Source organism: Falsiroseomonas sp. E2-1-a4, assembly GCF_051433165.1.
GTDB lineage: Bacteria > Pseudomonadota > Alphaproteobacteria > Acetobacterales > Acetobacteraceae > Falsiroseomonas.
Window position 1 is genome coordinate 480,274 of the sequence record NZ_JBHMFS010000001.1, and the last position, 22,476, is coordinate 502,749.

Genomic DNA, 22,476 nt, shown 5'->3' on the forward strand with positions numbered 1-22,476 from the left:
GATGTCGCGTCTCCAGATCCAGGGGCTGACCAAGGCCTACGGTGCGCTGCGGGTGGTAGATTCCATCGACCTGACGTTGCAGGAGGGGGAGTTCGTCTCCCTGCTCGGCCCCTCCGGCTGCGGCAAGACCACCACGCTGCGCATGATCGCGGGCTTCATCGATCCGAATGAGGGCAGCATCTCGCTCGATGGGCAGGTGATCTCCGCCCCCGGCGCGGTGCTGCCGCCGGAAAAGCGCGGCATGTCCATGATCTTCCAGAGCTACGCGATCTGGCCGAACATGACGGTGGCGGAGAATGTCGGCTTCGGCCTGAAGCTGCGGAAGCTGCCGGCGGAGGAAACCCGCAGGCGCGTGGCGGAGATCCTGGAGGTGGTGCAGATGGGCCATCTGGCGGCGCGCTACCCGGCGGAGCTTTCGGGTGGCCAGCAGCAGCGCGTGGCGCTGGCTCGCGCCATCGTGGTGAAGCCCGCGGTGCTGCTGCTGGATGAACCGCTGTCCAACCTCGACGCCAATCTCCGCGAGGAAATGCGCTTCGAGATCAGGCGCCTGCACGACGAATTCCGCATCACCACCGTCTATGTCACGCATGATCAGTCGGAGGCGATGGCAACGTCCGACCGCATCGCGGTGATGAATGCCGGGCGGATCGAGCAGGTGGATGCGCCACACATGCTCTACACCCGCCCGCGCACGCGCTTCGTCGCCGGCTTCATCGGCCGCACCAACCTGCTGCCGGCGCAGCTTCGCAACGGCCAGATCGGCTTCGGCGGCATTGCCATGCAGGCCGGCCAGGTGCCGGGCGCCGAGACCGCGGCGGGCGGCGACATCCTGGTTTCCGTTCGTCCGCAGAGCATCGGCCTGCACCGTACGCAACCCATGGGCGGTGCGCCGGTGATGGAGGGTGTGGTGGCACAGCGCACCTTCCTCGGCGAGACCTGGGACTATGTGGTGCGCGCCGATGGCAGCGATCTGCGGCTGCGGGCCACGGCACCGCCCTTGCAGATCCATGATGTGGGTGAGCGGGTCTGGATGGAGTTCGACCCGCAGCAGATGGCGATGGTGGTGTAGCGCCAGCCGCGGCCGATCGGTACACTGGGCGGCATGCAGGCGTCCCGCTTTGTCGCGGCGATCGTGGTGGCGCAGGTGCTGGCGCAGATTGGCGCCTTCACCCTGCCGGCGCTGCTGCCGGGCTACCTCGCGGCCTGGCAGCTTTCCGCCACCGAGGCCGGCTGGCTGATCGGCGCCTTCTTCGCCGCCTACGTTGCCGCCGTGCCGGTTCTGGTGGCGCTGACGGACAGGCTGCCGGCGCGGCGCATCTACCTTCTGGGCACCGCGCTGACCGCCGTATCGCATTTCGGCTTCGCCTTTCTGGCGGAGGGGTTTTGGTCCGGCCTGGCGCTGCGGGCGCTGGCCGGCATCGGCTGGGCCGGCTGCTATATGCCGGGGCTGAAGGCGCTGGCGGACCGGCTGGAGGGGGCGGCGCAATCGCGTGCCGTGTCCTGGCATGCCGCGGGGGTTGGCATTGCCGGCGCGTCCTCCTTCCTCGTCGCCGGCACGCTGGATGCGCTGGCGGGGCCGGAGGCGGCCTTCCTGTTCGGTGGCATCGCCGCGCTGGCCGCCTTCGGCATCGGTGCGGGGGTGCTGCCGGATACGCGGCCTGCCCCGCGCGGGGGTGCATTGCTGGATTTTCGGCCGGTGTTGCGCAACCGCGCCGCCATGGCGTGGATCGCCGGCTACACCGTGCACACCTGGGAATTGGCCGCGCTGCGCGCCTGGGCGGTGACCTTCCTGGCGCTGGTCATCGCGCAGCAGGGCGCGCCCGGTTGGCTGCCGGGACCGAATGTGCTGTTCACCATCGCGGGCCTGGTTGGCATTGCCGTGTCGATCCTCGGCAACGAAACCTCACAGCGCTTCGGGCGTGGGCGCGTGGTGGCAGCGGCCATGGGTGCGGCGGCGCTGCTTTCGCTGCTTACGGGCTTCTCCGCCCTGGTCTCCGCGCCGCTGGCCGTGGCCTGCGTGCTGGCGTGGAATGCCGCGATCTACCTGGACAGCTCGGCGCTGACGGCGGGCACGGTGCAGGCGGCGGAGCCCGGCCTGCGCGGCGCGACGATGGGTCTGCACAGCATGTGCGGCTATGCCGGCGGCTTTGTCGGGCCGCTCGGCGTCGGCATTGCGCTGGATTGGGCCGGGCCGGAGGCGCTGTCCTCCTGGGGCCTGGCCTTCGGCCATGTCGCGGTAGTCACGATGCTGGGCTTTGCTGTGCTGCGCCGGCTCGGCCGACCGGCCTGACGCGGCGCGCGCGGCGTCCTACATCCGGCTATGCTACCGCCCGGAGGCGACCGATGAACGCAATCCTGTCGCATGAGCCGCTGCTGCGCCTGCTACCCTTCGCCGGCGTCTTCGCCCTGATGGCAATGGCGGAGGCGCTGCACCCGCGGCGGTCACGCAGCCAGACGCGCTGGTGCCGCTGGCCGTCCAACCTCGGTATCGTCCTGCTGGACACGCTGCTGCTGCGCCTGGTGTTCCCCACGGCGGCGGTGGGCGTGGCCCTGGCGGTGGAGGCGCAGGGCGGCGGGCTGCTGCCCTGGCTCGGCCTGTCCGGGCTGGCGGCGGTGGTGCTGGCCATCCTGCTGCTCGACCTGGTCATCTACCTGCAGCACCGGCTGTTCCACGCGGTCCCGCTGCTGTGGCGGTTGCACAGGATGCACCACGCGGATCTGGATTTCGACGTGACCACCGGGTTGCGCTTCCACCCGCTGGAGATCCTTACCTCCATGCTCATCAAGCTGGCCGCCGTGGTGGTGCTGGGCGCGCCGGCGGTGGCGGTTCTGTTGTTCGAGATCCTGCTGAACGCGACGTCCCTTTTCAACCACGCCAATCTGCGCCTGCCGGCCCGGCTGGACCGCGTTCTGCGCCGGGTGCTGGTGACGCCGGACATGCACCGCGTCCACCATTCGGTGGTGCCGCAGGAGACGAACAGCAATTTCGGCTTCAGCCTGGCGGTTTGGGATCGGCTGTTCGGCACCTACCGGGCGCAGCCGGCCGCCGGACATGCGGGCATGACCATCGGGCTGGCGGAGTTCCGCGATCCACGTGAACTGCGGCTGGACCGAATGCTGGTCCAGCCGCTTCGCGACGCCAACGCGGCGCAGATCCCAGGCGACGGCCTGTCCACACCACCGCGCTGATACCAAATCCTGTTGATCGGAACCTGCGGCCGAATGGCTGCCGCCGCAAGTGCGGCGAGCCAAGCGAAGCGCTGGCGCCTGAGGGCGTTGGAGCTATAGCTCCAACCGGTCACGGTCTGCGGAATTTGAGTCTGAGTCCGCTGCCTGGTCGATTGACGCTCAGCGCGCGCGGGCCAGCAGCCGGCGCGCGCGGTCCACCACCGGCAGGTCGATCATCGCCCCTTCGAAGGCCACGGCGCCCTGGCCGTCCGCAACCGCCGCCTCGAAGGTGGCAATCAGGCGGCGGGCGCGGTCCACGGCTTCGGGGCTCGGCCCATAGACCTCGTTGATGATCGGCACCTGCGCCGGGTGGATGCAGGCGGCGCAGCCGAAGCCGAGCGCGCGGGACCGGCGCAGTGCCGTGCGGTAGCCTTCCGGGTCATCGAAGGACGCGAAGGCGCCAAGGGAGCCGAGCGCCGTGATCCCCGCCGCCCGCGCCGCGAGCAGCGCCAGCATGGCCGGCAGATACAGGCTGTCGGCGGAGGGTACCGCCTCCATCTCCGTCGCCAGATCCTCCCCGCCGATGCCCAGCGCCACCACGCGCGGATCGGCGCGGGCGATCTCGGGCAGGCGGGGCAGCGCCTCCGCTGTCTCAACAATCGCCAGGAAGCGTGTGGGCGCGCGGCCGTGGCGGGCTTCGGCGGTGGCGGCAACCTCGGCCAGCAGCCGCACATGTTCCGGCCCCATCACCTTGGGCAGCATCAGCGCGGTGGCGCCGGCGGAGATCGCGGCCTCGATATCCGGCACCGCCAGTTCCAGCGGCCGGTTGATGCGGACGCAGATGGTGGCGCCCGCCTGGCCCACCTGCGCCGCCGCCGCCGGCAGCGCCGCGCGGGCTTCCGCCTTGCGCGCGGGCAGGATGGAATCCTCCAGGTCGAGGATGATGACATCCGCCTGCCGCGTATGCGCCTTGGCGACGAAGCGTTCGGCCAGCACGGGCACGAACAGCAGGGATCGCCAGCGGGCGGGATGGTCGGTCATGCGGGCTCCCCTGGCGTGGTGACGATGCCGGCGGCGATCATGCGGTCGATCGCCTCCTCCGCTACGCCGAGCTCCCGCAATATGGCGCGGGAGCTTTCGCCGAGGCGCGGCGCCGGCAGCGCATCCTGCCGCATGCCGCCGCTGAAGCGGTTGGGCGTGGCGGTGCGGCGGATGCGGCCTTCGCTCGGGTGATCCTCCGGCGCGAAGAAGCCGGTGGCGGCGAGGTGCGGGTCTTCCAGCAGATCCTCCAGGCTGTTGTAGGCGGCGGCCGGCACATCCGCCGCGCCGAGAATTTTCAGCCATTCCGCCGTGGTCTTCTCCCGCATCGCCGCGGCGCGGACCTTCAGATATTCCGCCGCATTGGCCGTGCGGGTCGCGGCGTTCAGGAAGCGCGGATCGGTCTTCAGCTCCGGCCGGCCGATCGCGTCGAAGAAGGCGAAGGCCTGGGCGTTGGTGTTCGGCCCGACGGTGATGTAGCCGTCCTGCGTCGGCACCGGCCGGTAATCCGGGCTCAGCAACCGCCCATCGCCCAGCGGCCCCACCGGCGGGTCGAAGGTGCCGGCGCCGAGATGCTCGCTCATGACGAAGGAGGCCATGTTCTCGAACATCGGCACCTCGATCGCTTCGCCGACCCCGCTGCGTTCGCGGCGGAACAGCGCGAAGCCGATGCATTGCGCGGCGATCAGCCCGGTGATGTGGTCCGTCATCACCATCGGCACGAAGCGCGGCTCGCCATTGGCGCGGTGGAAGGTGCCGGCGACGCCGGACAGGCTCTGGATGATCGGGTCATAGGCCGGGCGGTTGAAATAGGGGCCGCCGCGACCGAAGGCGAGGATGGAGCAATGCACCAGGCGCTGATTGATGGCGCGCAGCGCCTCCCACCCCAGCCCCGCGCGGTCCAGCGCGTTGGGGCGGATGTTGCTGACGAAGACATCCGCCGTGCGGATCAGAGCCAGCAGCGCGGCCAGACCTTCGGGGTTCTTGATGTCCACGCAGAAGGACCGCTTGTTGCGGTTGAACTGAATGAACTTGCCGGACATGCCCGGGTTGCGATTGCCCTGCGCCATGGTGCGCAGCAGGTCGCCGCCGCCCGGCGCTTCCACCTTGATGACCTCCGCCCCCTGGTCGGCGAGGGTGCGGGAGCAGATCGGGCCGACCACGACGGAGGTGAGGTCCACCACCCGCACGCCCTCCAACGGGCCACCGCTCATGCGCCGAATTCCAGTTCCATCTCGGCCGCCAGCGTGCCGTCCGGCGCCGCCGCCCAGGCGGCTATTTTACCGTCCCTCGGTTCGGCGCCGGCCAGCGTCACGGTCTGCCCGACGAAAAGCGGACGCCGCAGCCGCGCGGTGAAGCTGAGCAGCGGCCCTGGTGCGCGCTTCAGTGCGGCATCGACGATCAGATGCATGGTCAGGCCGCCATTCTGCACAGTGGCGGGATAGCCTTCCGCATCGCGCGCATAATCCGCGTCGTAATGGATGCGATGGCTGTTCCAGGTGACAGCGGAGTACCGAAAAACCAGGACGGGATCGAGCAGCACCGCCTCCGACCAGGCCGCGCCATCCGGTGCCGGCACTGGCGGCGTGCTGGCGCTTTTCGCACCGGGTGGCACCGCTTCGCGATACACCGCGTCGAACTCATCCACCGCCAAGGTGATGCCCCGTGCAGCGATGGTCTGCCGCATGGTCAGCACGACGATCTGGCCGGTGCGCGCCTGCTTCGGCTCGATCGCCGCCACCTCGATGGTCTTGGTCGCGGCGTCGCCCACCTGCAGCGCGCCGTGGATGCGGGTGCGGCGGCCGGCGCCCATGCGGCGAGGCAGGGGGATCGGCGGCAGGAAGGCGCCGCGGCGCGGGTGGCCATCTGGCCCGATCTCGCTCTGCCGCGCGACATCGGCGAAAAACAGGCTGAACCAATGCGGCGGCAGAGGGCTGCCCTGCGCAAAGCTATCCGGGTCCAGGTCCAGCATGCCGGCGATGCGGCGCACGGCGGGCAGGGTGATCTCCTCCGCCACCACGCGGGATCGGCCGATCCAGCCGCGCAGCTCCGGCATGGCGGCGGCGACGGCGTCGCTCATTGGGCGGTCAGATTCAGGCGGCGGATCATAGGCACCCACAGATTGGCCTGCGCCAAAGCGCGATCCTCCGCCTGTTCGGGCGTATTCTGCGGGGCCGGGTCCGCGCCGACGCGGGCGAAGGCGGCGCGCAATTCCGGCGAGGCCAGCGCCTCATTCAGCGAACGGTTCAGCCGCAGCACGATTTCGGGCGGCGTCTGTGCATGGGCCATCAGGCCGAACAGGTTCACCGCCTCATACCCCTCCACCACCTCACCGATCGCCGGGACATCCGGCCAGTTCGGCGATCGCCGCGGGGTGGTGACGCCTAGCGCACGGATGGCGGCTTCCGCCCGCACCGGCTCCGCCTCCGGCAGCCCCACCAGCCGGGCCTGGACGCGGCCGCCGAGCAGATCGGTCATGCCCTGGGTGCTCTGGCGATAGGGCACATGGGTCATCTCCAACCCGGCCTTCTCGCTCAGCAGTTCCATCGACAGATGCGTGGTCGCGCCGATGCCGGATGAGGCGTAGTTCAGCCGGCCCGGATTGGCGCGGGCATAAGCGATGAATTCCGCCAGGCTGCGCGCCGGCACGCTGGAATGGACCAGCAGGATGTTCGGCGTGGTGGCGTAGAGGCCGATGGTCACCAGGTCCCGCGCATGGGTGAAGGGCAGGTTCGGGCGCAGGGCCTCGTTGATCGCCTGGGTGTTCCGGGTGCCGACGAGAATCGTGTAGCCATCGGCGGGCGAGCGCAACATGGCATCCGCCGCCACCACCCCGGCCGCACCCGGCCGGTTGTCCGGCGTGATCGCCTGGCCAAGGTTGCGGGACATGGCATCCGCGACGAGGCGCGCCACCACATCGGTCTGCCCGCCGCCGCCATAGGGGATCATCAGGCGGATCGGCCGGTCCGGCCAGGCGGCGCGGGCCAGGCGCGGGGCGGCCAACAGGCCAGCGGTGGCGCCCAGCAGGGCGCGGCGGTGCAGCTTCGGCATCCGATTTCCTCCATCCGGTTTTGCCACAGTCTAGACGTAGCCAATGCCGCGTGGTGCATCGCATATGTGATGTTGGCGGAGGGTGGCCGTGCCGCGCGAAGGCTTCGTGAAATCCGCGCAACGGACGCTGGAGGTGCTGGAGCTGTTCGCCGGCACCCACCGCGCAGCCACGGTGGCGGAGGTGGCGCGCGACCTCGGCTATCCGCAATCCAGCACCTCCATCCTGCTGGCCGACCTGGCGCGGCTTGGCTACCTGGAGCAGGACGGGATCAGCCGCGCCTACCGCCCGACGCTGCGGGTGATGCTGCTCGGCGGCTGGTTGCAGGACCGGCTGATCGGGGAGAGCAGCCTGTTGCGACGGATGGAGAAGCTGCGCGCCCGGCATGACGTGACGGTGCTGATCGGCATGCAGGCCGGCGCCCGGGTTCGCTACATCCTGACCCTGCGCCGCCCCACCGCTGGCCTGCACATGCGCGCCGGCATGACGCGCGCCATCGGCCGCGCCGCAGTGGGCAAGGCGCTGCTGATGCTGAAGTCCGACGCGGAGGCCCAGCGCATCCTGCGCCGCGCCAATGCCGAGGAGCCGGAGGCCCCCCGCCGCGTGGACATCGCCGCGGTGATGGACAGCCTGCGCCAGGCGCGGGAGCAGGGCTGGGTCGAAAGTGGTGGCGCCGTGGTGCCCGGCCAGAATGTGCTGGCGATGCCGCTGCCGCCCCTGTCGGAGCATCCGCGGCTTGCCATCGGCCTCGGCACGACGGAGGCCGAGGTGGCGCGGCGGCGGGACAGCTTGGTGGCGGCGCTGCGGGGTGTATGCGCGGCGCTAAAGCGGGAAGCCGCGCGCCGCGCCCCGGATCAGGCGGCGGGAAAGTCGTAGAGCCGCGCCGGCGTGTCCGTCAGGATGCGCTGCCGCAAGGCCGGGTCTGGCGTCCAGTCCAGGAACACCTGCAACAGCCGCGCCGCATCCGGGCGCCCGCCATCCGGGCGCGGATGCGGCCAATCCGTGCCCCAGACCAGCGCATCCGGATTGGCGGCGACCAGCGCATCATGGAAGGGCTTCGCCTCGGCATAATCCGGCCCCAGCGCGCCGAGGCGGTAGGTGCCGGAAACCTTGGCGTGATAGCGCCCCTCCGCCACGCCACGCCGCAGTTCCTGGAAGCCGGGATCAGCCACGCCGTGGCTGTGATGCATGCGGCCCATGTGGTCGATCACGATCGGCACGGGCAGCTTGGCCAGGCGCGGCTCCAGCTCCGGCAAATGCCGCGCATCGATCCACAATTGCAGGTGCCAGCCCAGCTCGGCCATCACCGGCATCAGCGGCTCGATCTCCGCCAGCCGCACGCCACCATGATAGGCGGCGGCGCCGTCGCGGCGATATTCATTGGCGCGCAGCGCGCGGATGCCATCGCGATGCATCGCGCGCAGCGTCTCGGGCGTTGCCTCGGCGCCCACCACGGCGACGCCGCGCAGCCGGTCCGGCGCGCGCTTAAGCGCATCCAGCGTGCACGCATTGTCGCGGTCATAGGCGGAGGGCTGCACGATGACGCCGCGATCCAAGCCCAGCCGGTCGAGCAGCGCCAGGTAATCCTCCAGCGTCTCATCCTCCGGCGTGTAGGAACGCGGCTCCGCATAGGGGAAGCGCGCTGCGGGGCCGAAGATGTGGCAGTGGCAGTCGGTGGCGCCGCGGGGCAGGGGCTGCGTCATTCGATGCGGATGCCGGCGGTCTGTGCGGCGATGCGCGACCGTTCCAGATCCTCCGCGATGTAGCGCGCGAAGCCGGCCGGGGTGGCGAGCGCACCGGCCGCCGTCTCCCCACCCATGCCCGTCATCCGTGCCTGGAATTCCGGTTCCTGCACGATGGCGGCCATGGCGGCGCCGAGCTTCTGAAGCGCCTCCGCCGGCGATCCGCCGGTGGCGAGCAGGCCGACATAGGACCCGGCGGTGAAGTTCGCGACGCCCTGCTCCGACATGGTCGGCACATCCGGCAGCGCCGCCAGCCGCGCGGTGGCGGCGACGGCCACGATGCGCGCCTGGCCGGCGCGGTGCAGCGGCAGCGCGGTGGAGAATTCCGTAAACAGCAGCGGGATGTTGCCGGCCAGGAAATCCGGCACCGCCGCGCCGCCGCCGCGATAGGGCACATGCAGCAGCTTGGCGCCGCTGGCGGCGATGAAGGCTTCCAGCGACAGATGCGTGGCACTCGCCACGCCTGCCGTGCCCACGCCCAGCGCATCCGGCTGCGCGCGGGAGGCGGCGACCACATCCGCCACGCTGCGATAGGTCGAGGAAGGCTGCACCACCAGGCAATGCGGCACCTGCATCGCCATGCCGACCGGCGCGAAATCCTTGGCGGCGTCATAGGGCAGGCGCGCCTGCACCACCGGGTTGACGCTGAGCGGGCCGTTCGAGCCGATCAGCAGCGTGTAGCCATCAGGCTGGGCGCGGGCCACCGCCTGCGCGCCGACACTGCCGCCGGCGCCTGGCCGGTTCTCCACCACCACCGGCTGGCCGAGCTTTTCCTGCAGTCGCGGCTGCAGCAGGCGGGCGATGGTGTCCGCATTGCCGCCGGCAGCGAAGGGCACGATGACCCGCACCGGCCGGTCCGGCCATGCGGCGTGGGCGGGCAGTGCGCGCAGGGCAGGCAGGGCTGCGGCGGCGGCCAGAAGCGTGCGGCGGTTCATCATGACGGGTCCTCGGCAGTTTCTTGTTGCCGACATCATGACGATGGGGGGTGGGGGGTCAAGCGCGCGGCGCGCAGCCACCGGCCGGGCGCAAGGTACCCTGACCTTGGACGGGGCCGCATGACGGATACTGGGAGGATTGGCGGACCCGAAAGGATTCGAACCTTCGACCTCTGCCTTCGGAGGGCAGCGCTCTATCCAGCTGAGCTACGGGTCCACGCCTCGGCCTCCATAGCCCGGCCGGGCAGGCTGGGGAAGTCCCGATCCGCGCCAGCTTCCATCTGGCCGCCTGCCGCACCGCATGCCACACAGCCGCCATGCCCGATGCCCCCTTCGACCTGATCCTGTCGGATGTGCGCCTGGAAGGACCGCGCTGCGATTTCGGCCTGCGCGACGGGCGCATTGCCCGTATCGCGCCGGTTGGAACGCTCATGGGCGGGCCGGTGGAGCCTGGCCGGGGCCTGCTGGCGCTGCCCGGCTTGGTGGATGGGCATATCCACCTGGACAAGACCTTCCTCGGCCTGCCCTGGCTGTCGCACCGGCCGGATGGCAGCGTGGCCGGCCGCATCGCCGCGGAAAAGGCACAGCTTGCCGCGATCGCGGAGCCGATGGCCCGCCGCGCCCGGCGCCTGGTCGAGGCCATCGCCGCACGCGGCACCACCGCCATCCGCACCCATGTCGATGTGGATACCGAGGCCGGCTTGGCCGGGCTGGAGGCGCTGCTGCTTCTACGGGCAGAGGTCGCGCATCTGCTGTCCATGCAGATCGCAGCCTTCCCGCAATCCGGCGTGCTGCACCATGCGCGCGTGCTGGAGGATGCGGTGGCGGCCGGTGCCGATGTGGTCGGCGGCCTCGACCCCGCCGGCATCGATGAGGATATCGAGGCCCAGCTCGCCATCGTCTTCGGCATCGCCGAACGCCGCGGCGTGCGCATCGACATCCATCTGCACGACCCCGGCGAACTCGGTGCCTTCGAGCTGCGCCGCATCGCCGCCCGCGCCAAGGCGGCCGGCCTGCAGGGCCGCGTCGCCGTCAGCCATGCCTATGCGCTGGGCCAGGTGGAGGAAGCCACGCTGGCCCGCACCGCCGCGGCGCTCGCGGAAGCCGGCGTCGCCATCATGACCAACGGGCCGGGGCCGGAGGCGATGCCGCCGGTGAAGCGGCTGGTGGCGGAAGGCGTGACCGTCTTCGTCGGATCGGACAACATCCGCGACGCTTGGTCCCCCTATGGCAATGGCGACATGCTGGAACGCGCCCGCCTGGTCGGCTACCGCGCGGCGCTGCTGACCGATGCGGAGCTGCGGCTGGGCCTCGGTCTCGTCACCACCGCGCCCGCACGGGTGCTGGGCCTGCCCGATCCCGCGCTGGTGGAAGGCGCCGCCGCGGATTTGGTGCTGGTGGACGCCGCCCATGTGCCGGAGGCGGTGGCCGCGGCGCCGCCGCGGGCGCTTGTGGTGAAGGCCGGGCGCATCATCGCGCGGGACGGGGTGCTGACGCGCTGAGACGGCCTCGCAACAACCCGGCCGCACCGCTGGACCTGCCACGCATCTGGCCCGAGGATTGCTGTGGCCCCCGCGCCAGGCGACACGCCGGAGATCTTGCATGAGCCATGCCGCCGCCGAGACCACCGATGCGCTGAGCCAGGCGCGCCGGCTGAGCGCGGAGTTCGGGGAAAACTTGGCCAACCACGCCGCCATGGTGCTCTGGGCGCAGCGCCAGCTCGGCGGGACCGAGGGCGATGCGCGGCGCTTCCTCGATGCCTATATCCGCGCCAATCACCTGGCCCCCATGCTGCCGCAGGATGCGCCGATCCAGCGGGCCGATTGGACCGCGCGGCTGGGCGACCGGCGGGCGGAAGCCGCCTATCGCGCCTTTTTCCGCGCGGAACTGGTTCGGCTGGGCAGCGCCGCCACCCTCCAGCGCCAGTACCTGCCGCGCCTGTTGCCCGGCATCGCCGCCAGCGCGCTGCATGCGCTGATGCGCCTGGCCTATGCCCGGGATTCCGAAAACGAGGCCGAGGTGGCGGAGGCGTTGGGCTACTGGGCCGCCACCTACCTGCCCCTGGGCGAGGGCATCGGCGCCGCGCCGGTGACGGACCAGCCCGCCGCCGTGCTGCTGTGCCTGGCGGAGGAGCCGACTTTGCGCGCCCTGGAATTCGATGACGGGCTGCTGTGGCACGCGATGCGTCGCACCGCCGCCATGCCCGCCTTCGCCCCGGTGCATGACTGGCTGGCGATCGGGCCGGAGACGATCCGGAAGATGGCGCAGGATTCGCTGTTGCTGTTTGCCGCCACCGGCGAATTCTGCGCGCTGCATGCCGTCTCCGGCACCCATTGGCTGCGCCTGATCCTGCCGGTGCTGGAACTGGCGGATCAGCACCGGGCGATCCGCTTCTTCTGGCAGGCGATCGCCTCCGCCTATCCCAAGATGCGCTTTCCCCTGCCGCTGACGGAAGCGGAAGCCGACCGCCAGCGCGCATTGCCGGCGCCGGGGTGGGGGGCGATTGCCGCCGCGGCCTGCGCCTCGGACGAGGAACATGACGTCTCGCTGGTCTACTCGGCCCGCTGCGACGAAGCACAATGGGGAGACCCGATGTACCGCGTGGTCGCCGCGCGCCGCGTTGGCCTGCTGCCGGGCTGGGAAATCTGATCCCGCGCCGACCATAGATGCACGAAAGGAAACGCCGGCGTCATTCTTCCCATTTGTCGCATGGGCCGGGATGGCGCATCCTGCGCGGCTGATGCGGGCGGCGCGACGATCGCCCGGCGGGAGAAGACGACACATGACCATCGGACGCCGCTCGGCGCTGACGCTGCCCTTCCTGGCCCTTGGTGCGCGGGGCGCCGCGGCGCAGGGCAATTGGCCCAGCCGGCCGGTGCGCTTCATCGTCTCCTTCACCCCCGGCGGCACCACGGACATCATTGCCCGCCTGCTCGGCGCCACGCTGACGGAGGTCTGGGGCCAGTCCGTCGTCATCGAGAACCGGCCCGGCGCCGGCGGCAATATCGGCAGCGAGCATGTCGCCCGCGCCGCGCCGGATGGCTACACGCTGCTGGTCGGCTCGGTCGGGCCCCTGGCGGTGAACCAGTCGCTGGTCAAGAACATGCCCTACGACACGCTGCGCGATTTCGCACCCGTCACGCTGCTGGCGGGCGTGCCGAATATCCTGGTGGTGCCGGCGGCCTCGCCCATCCGGGACGTGGCGGGGCTGGTGGCGGAGGCGAAGCGCCGGCCCGGCGAACTCAGCTACGGCTCCACCGGTGTTGGCACCTCCGCCCATCTGTCCGGCGTCATGCTGGACCACATGGCGGATGTGCAAACGCTGCACGTGCCCTATCGCGGCGCCGTGGCGCTGAATGACCTGATGGCCGGGCGCGTCGATTTCATGTTCGCCACCATCCCCTCCGTCATGGGGCATATCCGGGATGGGCGGCTGCGGCCGCTGGCGGTGTCCTCCACCGAACGCTCGCGCTCCAACCCGACCGTGCCCACCATGGTGGAGCTGGGCTATCCGGAATTCAGCGCCTCCTCCTGGTTCGGCATGGTGGCGCCGGCGGGCACGCCGAAGCCGATCATCGACAGGATCGTCACGGATGTGCACGCAGCCCTGGCGCTGCCGCGCAATGCGGAGAACATGATCTCCCAGGGCGCGGACCCGGTTGGCAACGGTCCCGAAGCCTTTCGTGCCTTCCTGGCACAGGAAATCACCCGCTGGCGCGAGATCGTCCGCATCGCCGGTGCGCTGCCCGAGTAAGACGCGCCTGAACAACGGAGACCACACCGATGCCCGACAGCCCCGACCGCTTCCGCATTCCCTCGCTGCGCGACCAGGTGACGCCGGAGGAATGGCAGGCCCGCGTCGACCTCGCCGCCTGCTACCGGCTGATCGACCTCTACGGCATGTCCGACATGGCGGCGAACCACATCTCCGTCCGTGTGCCGGGTGAGGACAATGCCTTCCTGATCAATGCCTATGGCATGCTGTATGAGGAGATCACCGCCTCCTCCCTGGTCAAGATCGACGTGAAGGGCAACGTCCTGGCGAAGCCGGAATTCCCCGGCGGGCTGGGCTATGGCGTGAACCGCGCCGGCTTCGTCATCCATGGCGCGATCCATGAGGCGAGCCACGAGATCGCCTGCGTCATCCACACCCATACCTGGCCGGGCATGGCCGTCTCCTCGCTGGAATGCGGCCTGCTGCCGATGAACCAGACGGCCATGCGCTTCGCCCGCATCAGCTACCATGACTATGACGGCGTAGTGCTGGACATGGCGATGCAGGAACGTCTGGTGCGCGACCTGGGCGACAGCAACGCGCTGATCCTGCGCAACCATGGCCTGCTGACCGTGGGCAAGACGGTGGGCGAGGCCTTCAACGCCATGCACCGGCTGGAATTGTCCTGCCGCGCCCAGTTGGCCGCCCAGGCCACCGGCCAGAAGCTGGTGGAGGTGCCGCAGGCGGTGGTGGATGCCACCTGGAACAACTACCAGCCCGGCACGCGCCGCCCCTATGGCGTGATGGAATGGCCGGCGCTGCTGCGGAAGCTGGACCGGATGGACCCCTCCTATCGTGACTGAACCCGCCGTGCTGAAGGCCGCGCTCGGCCGCTACCCCGGCACGGCGCGGCTGCTGGAGGGTGAAATCCCCTCCAGCCTGCTGCGCCTGGACTTCGAGAAGGTGGCGCCGATCAGCAAGGCCTTCGCGCCGATGGTGCGGGAGGGTCGCTTCCAGGTCAGCGAGATGGCGATCGCCACCTTCCTGATGGCCCGCGCCTACGGCAAGCCGCTGGTGCTGCTGCCCGTCGTGCTGGTGGAACGCGCCCAGGAAGCGGCCATGCTCTGCCGCAGGGATGGGCCGATCCAGGGTCCGGCCGACCTCGCCGGTGCGCGCATCGCCGTGCGCGCCTACAGCCAGACCACGGGCATGTGGCTGCGCGGCAGCCTGGCGGAAAGCTACGGCGTCAAGGCGGACCGGCAGCGCTGGACCACCTTCGAGGATGCCCATGTCACTGAATTCCACGACCCGCCCTGGGTGACCCGCGCGCAGAAGGGCCAGGAATTGCTGGCCATGCTGCAAACCGGGGAGGTGGACGCGGCGATCTTCGGCAATGACATGCCGGACGCGCCAGACCTTCGCCCGGTCTTCCCGGACGCGCAGGCCGCCGGCGCCGCTTTTCGCGCGCGTCACGGCTTCCTGCCGCTGAACCACCTGGTGGTGGTGCGCGGCGACGTGGCAGCGGAACGGCCGGATTTGGTGGTTGAGCTGCTGCGTATGCTCCGCGAGTCCGGCGCCGCGGTCCGCAGCCAAGATGAATTACGCCCGGCCATCGCCCTGGCGATCGACTATTGCGCCGAGCAGGGCCTGCTGCCGCACCGCTTCACGCCGGAGGAAGCCTGGGCCGGCCTCCCCGACGCGGTGCCGTAAGCGGCGCCGGCCGAGGTCACGCGACCTCGGCCGGGCGCTGCATCAGTTCGCCTTCAGATAGGCGATGACGTCCGTGATCTGCTGCGGGTTGCGCAGGCCGGCAAAGGACATGCTGCCACGCGGCACCAACGCCTTCGGATCGGCGAGATAGGCGCGTAGGTTCTCCTCCGTCCAGCTCTTGCCCGGGCTCCACTCCCGCATCGCGGCGGAATAGCGGAAGCCCTCGATCGAGCCGGCGGCACGCCCCACCACCCCATGCAGGTTCGGACCGACGCCGTTGCGCCCGCCTTCATTGATCGTGTGGCAGGCGCGGCACTGGTTGAAGACGCGCTGGCCGGCCGCGGCGTCGCCCTCCTGCGCCATCGCCGCGAACGGGGCGAGGGCAAAGGCCGCCGTGAGGGCCATCGCGGGGATCATTGTCAGACGTCGCATCCGTAGCATCCTCCTTTGGTAATTTCTCGCGGCCCAAACGCGGCAGCCGCGCCCTGGGTTCTTGGCGAAAACGCGTGTCCCGGCAAGACTGCCGGCAACCCGCCGCCCTCGACTTGGCGGCAGCCTCAGGCAGCGCAAGGCTTTTGCGATATGAAACCTCGGTCACGCAAGGCTTCGGGGATGCAACGATGATGGCCGATTTCTTCGCCTCCGGCCATGTCGCCGACCTGGTGCTGGCGGTCCTGGTTGTGGAGGCGGTGCTGCTGTTCGCCTGGCACCGCCGCACCGGGCGCGGCCTGGCGCCGCTGGCGCTCGCCGGGCTGGTGCTGCCCGGGGTGGCGCTGGTGCTGGCGCTGCGGGCGGCGCTGGTGGGCGCCGGCTGGGGGCTGGTGGCGGCCGCCCTGGTCGCCGCGCTGGCGGCCCATCTGTTCGACCTGGCGGTGCGGCTGCGGCGTTAGGTCAGCCGAAGGGGCGCGGCACCCGGAAGGGCAGCATGGCGTACATGCTGGGGGAGGCGAAGCGGTCGAGCGACAGGCTTTCATGGATCGCCGTCGCATCCTGCCCCAGCAGCCGCGTCTGGATTTCGGAGCGGGAGTAGAAGGGCGCATCCACCAGGGTCTGCGTCACCCGCGCCGCGCCGCCTTCCGCCCGGGTCGGCCGGGCAATGCGCCACAGCGTCTTGGGCAGGCTGACCTGCGGCGGCGGCTCGAAATTCGTCACGCTGCCATCGCGCGCCACTTGCAGCGCCAGGGCCTGGTCCGTGCCGTCCCGCCGCTGCGTATTGTACAGGATGGCGGTGGCGTCGGGCATCGGCGCCCGGCACCAATCCCAGCCGACGAAATCCTGCTCCAGCGGCGCGCTGCCCCAATTGGTGTCGAAATAGGCCGGGCCGGACCAGCGCAGATCCGGGCTTTCCAGCGCCACCTCCACCGAGGACCGCGCCGCGATCGGGTGCCAGTGGTGGCGACCGTGGGAATCCAGCTGGAAGGCGCGGGTGGACACCGCCTCCGGCCGCAGCACCACGGTGCCGCGCAGCCGGCTGGGGAAGGGGGCCGTCACTTCCTCGATCCGCACCGTCAGGGCGTTGCCGTCCCAATGCAGGGCGCTCGGGCCGATCTGCAGGAAATCCGTGCCGCGCCGCAGGGCGGCTTTGCGGCGGTCGGTCATCGCCCAGCGCTTCGGCGCGCCATACAGCGCCACATGCAGGCAGCAATGATTTTCGGGGTCCGCCGCCGCGCCGCCGCGCTTGGCCAGGCTGTACCAGGGGGAAAAGACGGTGCCGATGAAGGCGATGATGCTCAGCCCGTGCCGGCCATCCGCGCTCAGCGCATCCAGGTACCACCACCCATAGCCGCGCGGCGGCGCGGGCCGGTCGAATTCCCAGCCAGTCTTGGTCATGTTCTCTCCCCGATCACCGCCGCCGCGGCCAATTGGCCGGAAAGCGCCGCCATGGCCAGCCCGGCCCCCGGATGGGTGGTGCCGCCGGCAAGAATCAGCCCGGGCAGCGCGGTGCGCGCCGCCGGGCGGCTGAAAATGGATTGCCAGCCATGCACCGCCTGGCCGTAGATCGCCCCGCCGCTGCCGGGAGCATCGCGTTCATGGTTCTTCGGCGTCACCGCCAGCACCGCATCCCGCCGCAGCCGCACCCCGGCCCGTTCCATCGCCGCCAGGCTGGCGGCCTCCACCGGGCCGGCGGGCATATCCCGCGTATCGGCACGCGGCGGGGCCGGGACCAGCATCATCAGTGGCTCCGTGCCCTCCGGCGCCGGGGCGGGGGCCAGCCGCTGCTGCGCCCACAGCGTCACGGTCGGCGCCTCCGGCATGCGACCACGGGCGAGGGCGGCGTATTCAGCCGTGGGGTCGGCCGGGTGAAACACCGCCTGGCGCGGCAGGTCCAACCCCTCCGCCCGCCCTTCCATCGCCCAGCCGAAGGCGGAGAAGGACCGTTTGGAGGCCGGCAGCGGCGGCACCGCGCGCGCCGCCGCGGCGCCGAAATGCCCGGCGGCGAGGCTGGCCGCATCCGCCGCCAGCACCACCTGCCCGGCCGGTATCCGCGCCCCATCCGCCAGGCGCAGGCCCGCAACCCGGCCACCCTGCACAAGGATCTCCGCCACCTCGGCGCCGTAACGCATTTCCACCCCGCGCGCCTGCGCCAGCCCGGCCAGCGCCTGCGCCAGCCGGTCCATGCCGCCTTCGATGGCGAACAGGCCGGCCATCTCGATATGCGCCACCAGCATCAGGGTCGCCGGCGCCAGCAGGGGGGAGGAGCCGACATAGGCCGCCATCCGCCCGAATACCTGGCGCAGCCGCGGGTCGCCAAAATGCTCGCCCAGCGCATCCCACAGCGTGCCGAAGGGGGAGGTGCCGCGCAGGCCGAGGCCCACCTGGGTGCCGAGCGCCAGCATCCCCGGCCGCTGCACCGTCAGGAAGGGCTTTTCCAGCGCGTCCCAGCAGCGCGCGGCGCGGGCCTGGAAGTCCAGGAAGCCGCGCGCCGCCGCCGCGCCGGCGAAATCACCGATTGCCGCCGTCGCCGCCTGCCGGTCTGCCATGAGGTCCAGGTATCGCCCATCGGGCCAGACATGCCGCCCGAGCACGGTCAGCGGCCGCAGCGCCAGATGATCCTCCAGCTTGGCGCCGGCGGTGGCGAACAGGTGCTGGAACACCGGCAGCAGGGTCAGCACCGCCGGCCCGGCATCCACGGCAACCACGCCGGGATGCAGGCTGCGCACCCGCCCACCCGGCGCAGCGGCCCTTTCCAGCAGCAGCACCGGGCGCCCGGCCGCTGCCAGATGCAGCGCGGCGGCCAGCCCGCCGATCCCGGCACCGACGACGATGATGGCGCGCCCCGCTTCCCGCATGGCCAGAAATAGGGCTAAGGTCTGATCCGGGTGTCAAGATACCTGGACATCCCAGGAAAATTTTGGCGGAAACCGTCTCATTCGCGCGAAACCGTCATCTCGTGTTGACGTTCCATCGGCTAAACACCACACATGGACTACCGTGGCGGCACTTCCTCCCTGGTGCCGCTTCGGGCCAGACGCTCCGAATAAACGGAGCGGCCCTGGCAGCTCATTCGGATACCGCCATGACCCGCGTCGCCGTGATCCAGCCCGACATCACCCTGAGCCTCGATTGGGAAGGTGTGATTCGTGACGCCGCCCTCTCCGACGCCATTCCCTCCGAACCGGTGAAGGAGTGGCTCGGGCGACCCTGGATGGAGACGGTGGGGGAGATTGCCGGGCTTCAGGTCCGCCGCATGGTGGAGGATGCCCGCGCCAGCGGCGTCTCCGCCTATCTCCAGATCACCCAGCGTTTCCCCTCCGGCCTCGAACTGCCGATCGAATACACCACCGTCCGCCTCGGCGGGCAGGCCGGGTTGATCGCCGTCGGCAAGAACCTCCAGGCGGTGGCGGAACTACAATCTCGCCTGGTCGCGGCCCAGCAGGCCCGCGAACAGGATTACTGGAAGCTGCGCGAGATCGAGACCCGGTCCCGCCTGCTGTTCGACGCATCGAGTGAGGCCGTGCTGGTCATCGCCGCCTCCACGCTGCGAATCGTCGAGGCCAATCCGGCCGCGATCCGCGAGCTCGGCATGGCGCCGGGCTGGAACTTCTCGGATGAGGTCGCCGCGCGCGACCGCGCCGCGCTGCGCGATGTGCTGATGCGTGCCCGCGAACAGGGCCGCGCGCCGGGCATCATGGTGCATCTGGGCGCCGATGGGACGCCCTGGCTGCTGCGCGCTTCCCTGATGGCGCGCACGCCCGGCCCGGTCTTCCTGGTCCAGCTCAGCCCGGCCGCGCCGGCCACCCAGCCCCGCGCCGTCACGCTGCGCGGCGACGCGCTGATGGAGGACATGCCGGACGGCTTCGTCGCGATCGATGCCGAAGGCGCCATCCGCCGCGCCAACCGCGCCTTCCTCGACCTCGCCCAAGCCGGGACAGAAGCCAGCATCATTGGCGAGAAGCTGGACCGTTGGCTGGCCCAGCCCGGCATGGATATCGGCGTGCTGATGGCGACCATCGCCCAGCATGGCGAGGTCCGGCTGTTCCCGACCCAGCTCACCGGCAATCTCGGCTCCGAGATCGAGGTCGAGATCTCGGGCAGCGCCGTGAACCGCGACGGCCAGCGCATGGTGGGGCTGATCATCCGCGATGTCGGCCGCCGCGTGCTGGCCTCCGGTGAGGCCGCGGCGCTGCGGACCGCGCTCAGCGCGCTGGCCAATGATGTCGGCCGCGTGCCGCTGCCCACCATGGTCCGCAACACCGCGGCGCTGGTGGAACGCGCCTGCATCGAACAGGCGCTGCGCCTGGCGAATGGCAACCGCACCGCGGCGGCCGATGCGCTCGGCCTCAGCCGGCAGAGCCTCTACGCCAAGCTCGAACGCTACGAGATCGGCGAAGATCGTGAGGCGAACGAGGATCGCGCGCGGTGACCATTGCCCTGCCCGGCAGCTCCGCCGGTTCTCCCGCCTTCGGCACTGCCGACCTTTCGAATTGCGAGCGGGAGCAGATTCACCTCGCCGCCTCGATCCAGCCGCATGGCGCCCTGCTGTCGCTGCGGGAGCCGGAGCTGACGGTGTTGCAGGTCAGCGCCAATGCGGCGGCCTTCCTCGGCCTGGACGGGCCGGCGCTGGGCCGCCGGCTGGCCGATTTCGCGCCAGATATCGCGCGGGCCATCGCGCCGCTGCTGGCTGACCCGCTGGATGTGGTCCCCGCCGCGGTGCGCGTGCCCACCGCGGCCGCCGTGCCGCTGGATGTGCAGCTGCACCGACCGATCGGCGGCGGCGTGATCCTGGAGCTGGAACGCGCGGCGCCGGAGGATGATGCCGCCAAGCGAATCGAACCCGCCTTGCAGGCCATCCTCGGCAGCTACGCGCTGAAGCCCTTGTGTGAGGAAGTGGCGCGGATCTTCCGTGGGCTGACCGGCTACGACCGCGTCATGGTCTATCGCTTCGACGATGACGGCCATGGCGAGGTGTTCGCGGAAGAACACGCGGCGGGGATGGAGCCCTATCTGGGCAACCGCTACCCGGCCTCCGACATCCCGGAGATCGCGCGGCGGCTGTACATCCGCAACCGGGTGCGGGTGGTGACGGATGTGCACTATGCGCCGGTGCCGTTGGAGCCGCGGCTTTCGCCGCGCACCGGGCAGGATCTGGACATGTCGCTGTGCGTGCTGCGCAGCACCTCGCCCATACATCTGCAGTATCTGAAGAACATGGGCGTGGGCGCCACGCTGGTCGCCTCCATCCTGGTGGGTGGGCGGCTGTGGGGGCTGATCTCCTGCCATCACCAGACACCGCGCCGCACCCCCTTCGCGCTGCGTGCCATCACCGAATTGCTGTCGGAAGCCGTTGGCACCCGCATCGCGGCGCTGGAGTCCTTCGTGCAGTCGCAGGCCGAACTCGCCGTGCGCCGCCTGGAACAGCGGATGATCGAGGCGATCACCCGTGACGGCGACTGGCGCACCGCCCTGTTCGACAACGCCCAGACCCTGCTGCTGCCGCTGGGCGCCAGCGGCGCGGCCCTGCTGTTCGAGGGCCAGGTGCAGACCGCGGGCGACGTGCCCGGCACCGCCGGGCTGCGCGACATCGGCACCTGGCTGGACAGCCGGCCGCGGATTTCGGCCGGGGGCGCCACAGTTATCGCCACCTCCGCCCTGGCGGCGGAGGCGCCGCATCTGGCCGGGCTGACGCGGGTGGCCAGCGGCGTGCTGGCGGCACCGATCTCCACCGCGCCCGGCGAATATCTGGTGTGGTTCCGGCCCGAGCAGGTCTCCACCGTCACCTGGGGCGGCGATCCGACCAAGCCGGTGCTGGTGGGCGACGACCCGCGCGATCTGTCGCCACGGCGGTCCTTCGCCAAATGGAACCAGGTGGTGGAAGGGCGGTCGGAGGCGTGGTCGCCCAAGGACCTCGCGACCGCGCGGCTGATCGGCGACACCGTGACGGATGTGGTGCTGCAGTTCCGCTCCGTCCGGATGCTGATCGCGGAGGACCAGTTGGCCCAGGTGCGGCGCCAGGTGGGGCTTTCCGCCCAGCCGGTGGTGATCTGCGACCAGGCCGGTAATATCGATCTGCGGAACGAGGCCTTCGACCGGCTGCTGCCCGGCCTGCGCGGCGCGGCGCCGCGCCGGATCGACCACCTGCTGCCCTATTTCGCCGACCCGGCCGAGGTTGGCCGCAGGCTGCGCGACGTGCTGGAGAACAAGCGGTCCTGGCGTGGCGAGGTGCGGCTGGCCGATGGCCAGGGCGCTGGGCTGGGCGGCGGCCGGCCGGTGCTGGTACGCGCCGACCCGGTCTTCTCGGCGCCGGACCGGGTGCTCGGCTTCGTCTTCCTGTTCAACGATCTGGCGGAACGCAAGGCGGCGGATGCGGCGCGTCGGCGCTTCCAGGCCGGGATCGAGGAAGGTGCCCGGCGCCCCGGTGGGCGGCTGGATCGCCAGGCGGATGTCGCCTTCCAGGCCATCCTGGCCTCGGTGGTGGAAAACGCGCAGCTTGCGGCGCTGGAGATTGCCGATGGCGTGGATGTGGCGCGGATGCCGGACCTGCTGGAATCGGTCCGCGCCTCCGTCGCCCGCACCGCCGCGGTGCTGGAGACGCTGATGAGGCACTCAAGCCAACCGCCCGCCAGCCCACCGCCGCCTAGCCCACCACCGGCCCACCAACCGCCGCGAGGCGATTAAGCC

At 70.6% G+C, this 22,476-nt stretch carries 21 protein-coding genes and 1 tRNA gene; 12 read left to right on the forward strand and 10 right to left on the reverse strand.

The window, feature by feature from the left end; genetic code table 11:
• Position 1: 1 nt before the first annotated feature.
• Genes ACFHNC_RS02255 through ACFHNC_RS02265 form a run of 3 tightly spaced genes read left to right on the forward strand, consistent with a single transcriptional unit; the run spans position 2 to position 3,189 of the window.
• Positions 2-1,069 (forward strand): ABC transporter ATP-binding protein, encoded by a 1,068-nt coding sequence (locus tag ACFHNC_RS02255; protein ID WP_437167576.1) that lies wholly within the window; start codon positions 2-4, stop codon positions 1,067-1,069.
• Between the two features lie 33 nt (positions 1,070-1,102).
• The gene (locus tag ACFHNC_RS02260; RefSeq protein ID WP_437167577.1) at positions 1,103-2,290 is read left to right on the forward strand and encodes an MFS transporter; all 1,188 of its coding nucleotides are present in this window, start codon (positions 1,103-1,105) and stop codon (positions 2,288-2,290) included.
• 53 nt (positions 2,291-2,343) lie between these two features.
• Complete coding sequence (locus tag ACFHNC_RS02265) at positions 2,344-3,189, forward strand: sterol desaturase family protein (protein WP_437167578.1); 846 nt, start codon at positions 2,344-2,346, stop codon at positions 3,187-3,189.
• A gap of 159 nt (positions 3,190-3,348) precedes the next feature.
• On the opposite strand, the gene ACFHNC_RS02270 is transcribed toward ACFHNC_RS02265, so the two are convergent.
• From ACFHNC_RS02270 to ACFHNC_RS02285, 4 genes are read right to left on the reverse strand one after another with little or no spacing between them, the layout of a single operon-like run.
• Positions 3,349-4,209 carry an HpcH/HpaI aldolase/citrate lyase family protein gene (locus ACFHNC_RS02270; protein ID WP_437167579.1) on the reverse strand — a complete coding sequence of 287 codons (861 nt, stop codon included), beginning with the start codon at positions 4,207-4,209 and terminating at the stop codon, positions 3,349-3,351.
• Positions 4,206-5,420, reverse strand: coding sequence for a CaiB/BaiF CoA transferase family protein (locus ACFHNC_RS02275; RefSeq protein WP_437167580.1), 1,215 nt, complete (start codon positions 5,418-5,420; stop codon positions 4,206-4,208). The genes ACFHNC_RS02270 and ACFHNC_RS02275 overlap by 4 nt, the downstream gene beginning before the upstream one ends.
• Positions 5,417-6,286: an FAS1-like dehydratase domain-containing protein gene (locus tag ACFHNC_RS02280; RefSeq protein ID WP_437167581.1), complete on the reverse strand. Its 870-nt coding sequence runs from the start codon at positions 6,284-6,286 to the stop codon at positions 5,417-5,419. Before ACFHNC_RS02280 ends, ACFHNC_RS02275 begins: the two co-directional genes overlap by 4 nt.
• On the reverse strand, positions 6,283-7,257 hold the full coding sequence (locus ACFHNC_RS02285; RefSeq protein WP_437167582.1) for a Bug family tripartite tricarboxylate transporter substrate binding protein: 975 nt from the start codon (positions 7,255-7,257) through the stop codon (positions 6,283-6,285). Before ACFHNC_RS02285 ends, ACFHNC_RS02280 begins: the two co-directional genes overlap by 4 nt.
• 88 nt (positions 7,258-7,345) lie before the next feature.
• On the opposite strand from ACFHNC_RS02285, the gene ACFHNC_RS02290 reads away from it, so the two are divergent.
• Positions 7,346-8,131 carry an IclR family transcriptional regulator gene (locus ACFHNC_RS02290; RefSeq protein WP_437167583.1) on the forward strand — a complete coding sequence of 262 codons (786 nt, stop codon included), beginning with the start codon at positions 7,346-7,348 and terminating at the stop codon, positions 8,129-8,131.
• Here the strand turns inward: ACFHNC_RS02290 and ACFHNC_RS02295 are convergent.
• The 3 genes from ACFHNC_RS02295 to ACFHNC_RS02305 all read right to left on the reverse strand — a co-directional run bounded on the left by ACFHNC_RS02295 (position 8,110) and on the right by ACFHNC_RS02305 (position 10,149).
• Positions 8,110-8,958, reverse strand: a complete 849-nt coding sequence (locus tag ACFHNC_RS02295) for an amidohydrolase family protein (protein WP_437167584.1) — start codon at positions 8,956-8,958, stop codon at positions 8,110-8,112. The genes ACFHNC_RS02290 and ACFHNC_RS02295 overlap by 22 nt on opposite strands.
• A complete protein-coding gene (locus ACFHNC_RS02300) occupies positions 8,955-9,932 on the reverse strand; it encodes a Bug family tripartite tricarboxylate transporter substrate binding protein (protein WP_437167585.1) in 978 nt (325 codons plus the stop codon). Before ACFHNC_RS02300 ends, ACFHNC_RS02295 begins: the two co-directional genes overlap by 4 nt.
• Positions 9,933-10,072: 140 nt before the next feature.
• Positions 10,073-10,149, reverse strand: a tRNA-Arg gene (locus ACFHNC_RS02305).
• Between the two features lie 100 nt (positions 10,150-10,249).
• On the opposite strand from ACFHNC_RS02305, the gene ACFHNC_RS02310 reads away from it, so the two are divergent.
• From ACFHNC_RS02310 to ACFHNC_RS02330, 5 genes are all read left to right on the forward strand, one after another.
• The gene (locus ACFHNC_RS02310; RefSeq protein WP_437167586.1) at positions 10,250-11,434 is read left to right on the forward strand and encodes an amidohydrolase; all 1,185 of its coding nucleotides are present in this window, start codon (positions 10,250-10,252) and stop codon (positions 11,432-11,434) included.
• Between the two features lie 100 nt (positions 11,435-11,534).
• Entirely contained in the window at positions 11,535-12,581 is a 1,047-nt protein-coding gene (locus ACFHNC_RS02315; protein WP_437167587.1) for a questin oxidase family protein, read from the forward strand.
• A gap of 133 nt (positions 12,582-12,714) precedes the next feature.
• On the forward strand, positions 12,715-13,686 hold the full coding sequence (locus ACFHNC_RS02320) for a Bug family tripartite tricarboxylate transporter substrate binding protein (protein WP_437167588.1): 972 nt from the start codon (positions 12,715-12,717) through the stop codon (positions 13,684-13,686).
• 29 nt (positions 13,687-13,715) lie between these two features.
• The gene (locus ACFHNC_RS02325; RefSeq protein WP_437167589.1) at positions 13,716-14,510 is read left to right on the forward strand and encodes a class II aldolase/adducin family protein; all 795 of its coding nucleotides are present in this window, start codon (positions 13,716-13,718) and stop codon (positions 14,508-14,510) included.
• The gene (locus tag ACFHNC_RS02330; protein ID WP_437167590.1) at positions 14,503-15,357 is read left to right on the forward strand and encodes an ABC transporter substrate-binding protein; all 855 of its coding nucleotides are present in this window, start codon (positions 14,503-14,505) and stop codon (positions 15,355-15,357) included. Before ACFHNC_RS02325 ends, ACFHNC_RS02330 begins: the two co-directional genes overlap by 8 nt.
• 42 nt (positions 15,358-15,399) lie before the next feature.
• Here the strand turns inward: ACFHNC_RS02330 and ACFHNC_RS02335 are convergent, their stop codons facing one another.
• Positions 15,400-15,789: a c-type cytochrome gene (locus ACFHNC_RS02335; protein ID WP_437167591.1), complete on the reverse strand. Its 390-nt coding sequence runs from the start codon at positions 15,787-15,789 to the stop codon at positions 15,400-15,402.
• Positions 15,790-15,977: 188 nt separating this feature from the next.
• On the opposite strand from ACFHNC_RS02335, the gene ACFHNC_RS02340 reads away from it, so the two are divergent.
• Positions 15,978-16,247 carry a hypothetical protein gene (locus tag ACFHNC_RS02340; protein WP_437167592.1) on the forward strand — a complete coding sequence of 90 codons (270 nt, stop codon included), beginning with the start codon at positions 15,978-15,980 and terminating at the stop codon, positions 16,245-16,247.
• Between the two features lies 1 nt (position 16,248).
• On the opposite strand, the gene ACFHNC_RS02345 is transcribed toward ACFHNC_RS02340, so the two are convergent.
• The gene (locus ACFHNC_RS02345; protein ID WP_437167593.1) at positions 16,249-17,187 is read right to left on the reverse strand and encodes a carotenoid 1,2-hydratase; all 939 of its coding nucleotides are present in this window, start codon (positions 17,185-17,187) and stop codon (positions 16,249-16,251) included.
• Positions 17,184-18,647 (reverse strand): phytoene desaturase family protein, encoded by a 1,464-nt coding sequence (locus ACFHNC_RS02350; RefSeq protein WP_437167594.1) that lies wholly within the window; start codon positions 18,645-18,647, stop codon positions 17,184-17,186. Before ACFHNC_RS02350 ends, ACFHNC_RS02345 begins: the two co-directional genes overlap by 4 nt.
• A 227-nt stretch (positions 18,648-18,874) precedes the next feature.
• Between ACFHNC_RS02350 and ppsR the strand changes: the two genes are divergently transcribed.
• Both ppsR and ACFHNC_RS02360 read left to right on the forward strand, forming a co-directional pair.
• Positions 18,875-20,221, forward strand: a complete 1,347-nt coding sequence (gene ppsR, locus ACFHNC_RS02355; protein WP_437167595.1) for a transcriptional regulator PpsR — start codon at positions 18,875-18,877, stop codon at positions 20,219-20,221.
• Entirely contained in the window at positions 20,218-22,473 is a 2,256-nt protein-coding gene (locus ACFHNC_RS02360) for a GAF domain-containing protein (RefSeq protein WP_437167596.1), read from the forward strand. Before ppsR ends, ACFHNC_RS02360 begins: the two co-directional genes overlap by 4 nt.
• Positions 22,474-22,476: the final 3 nt, after the last annotated feature.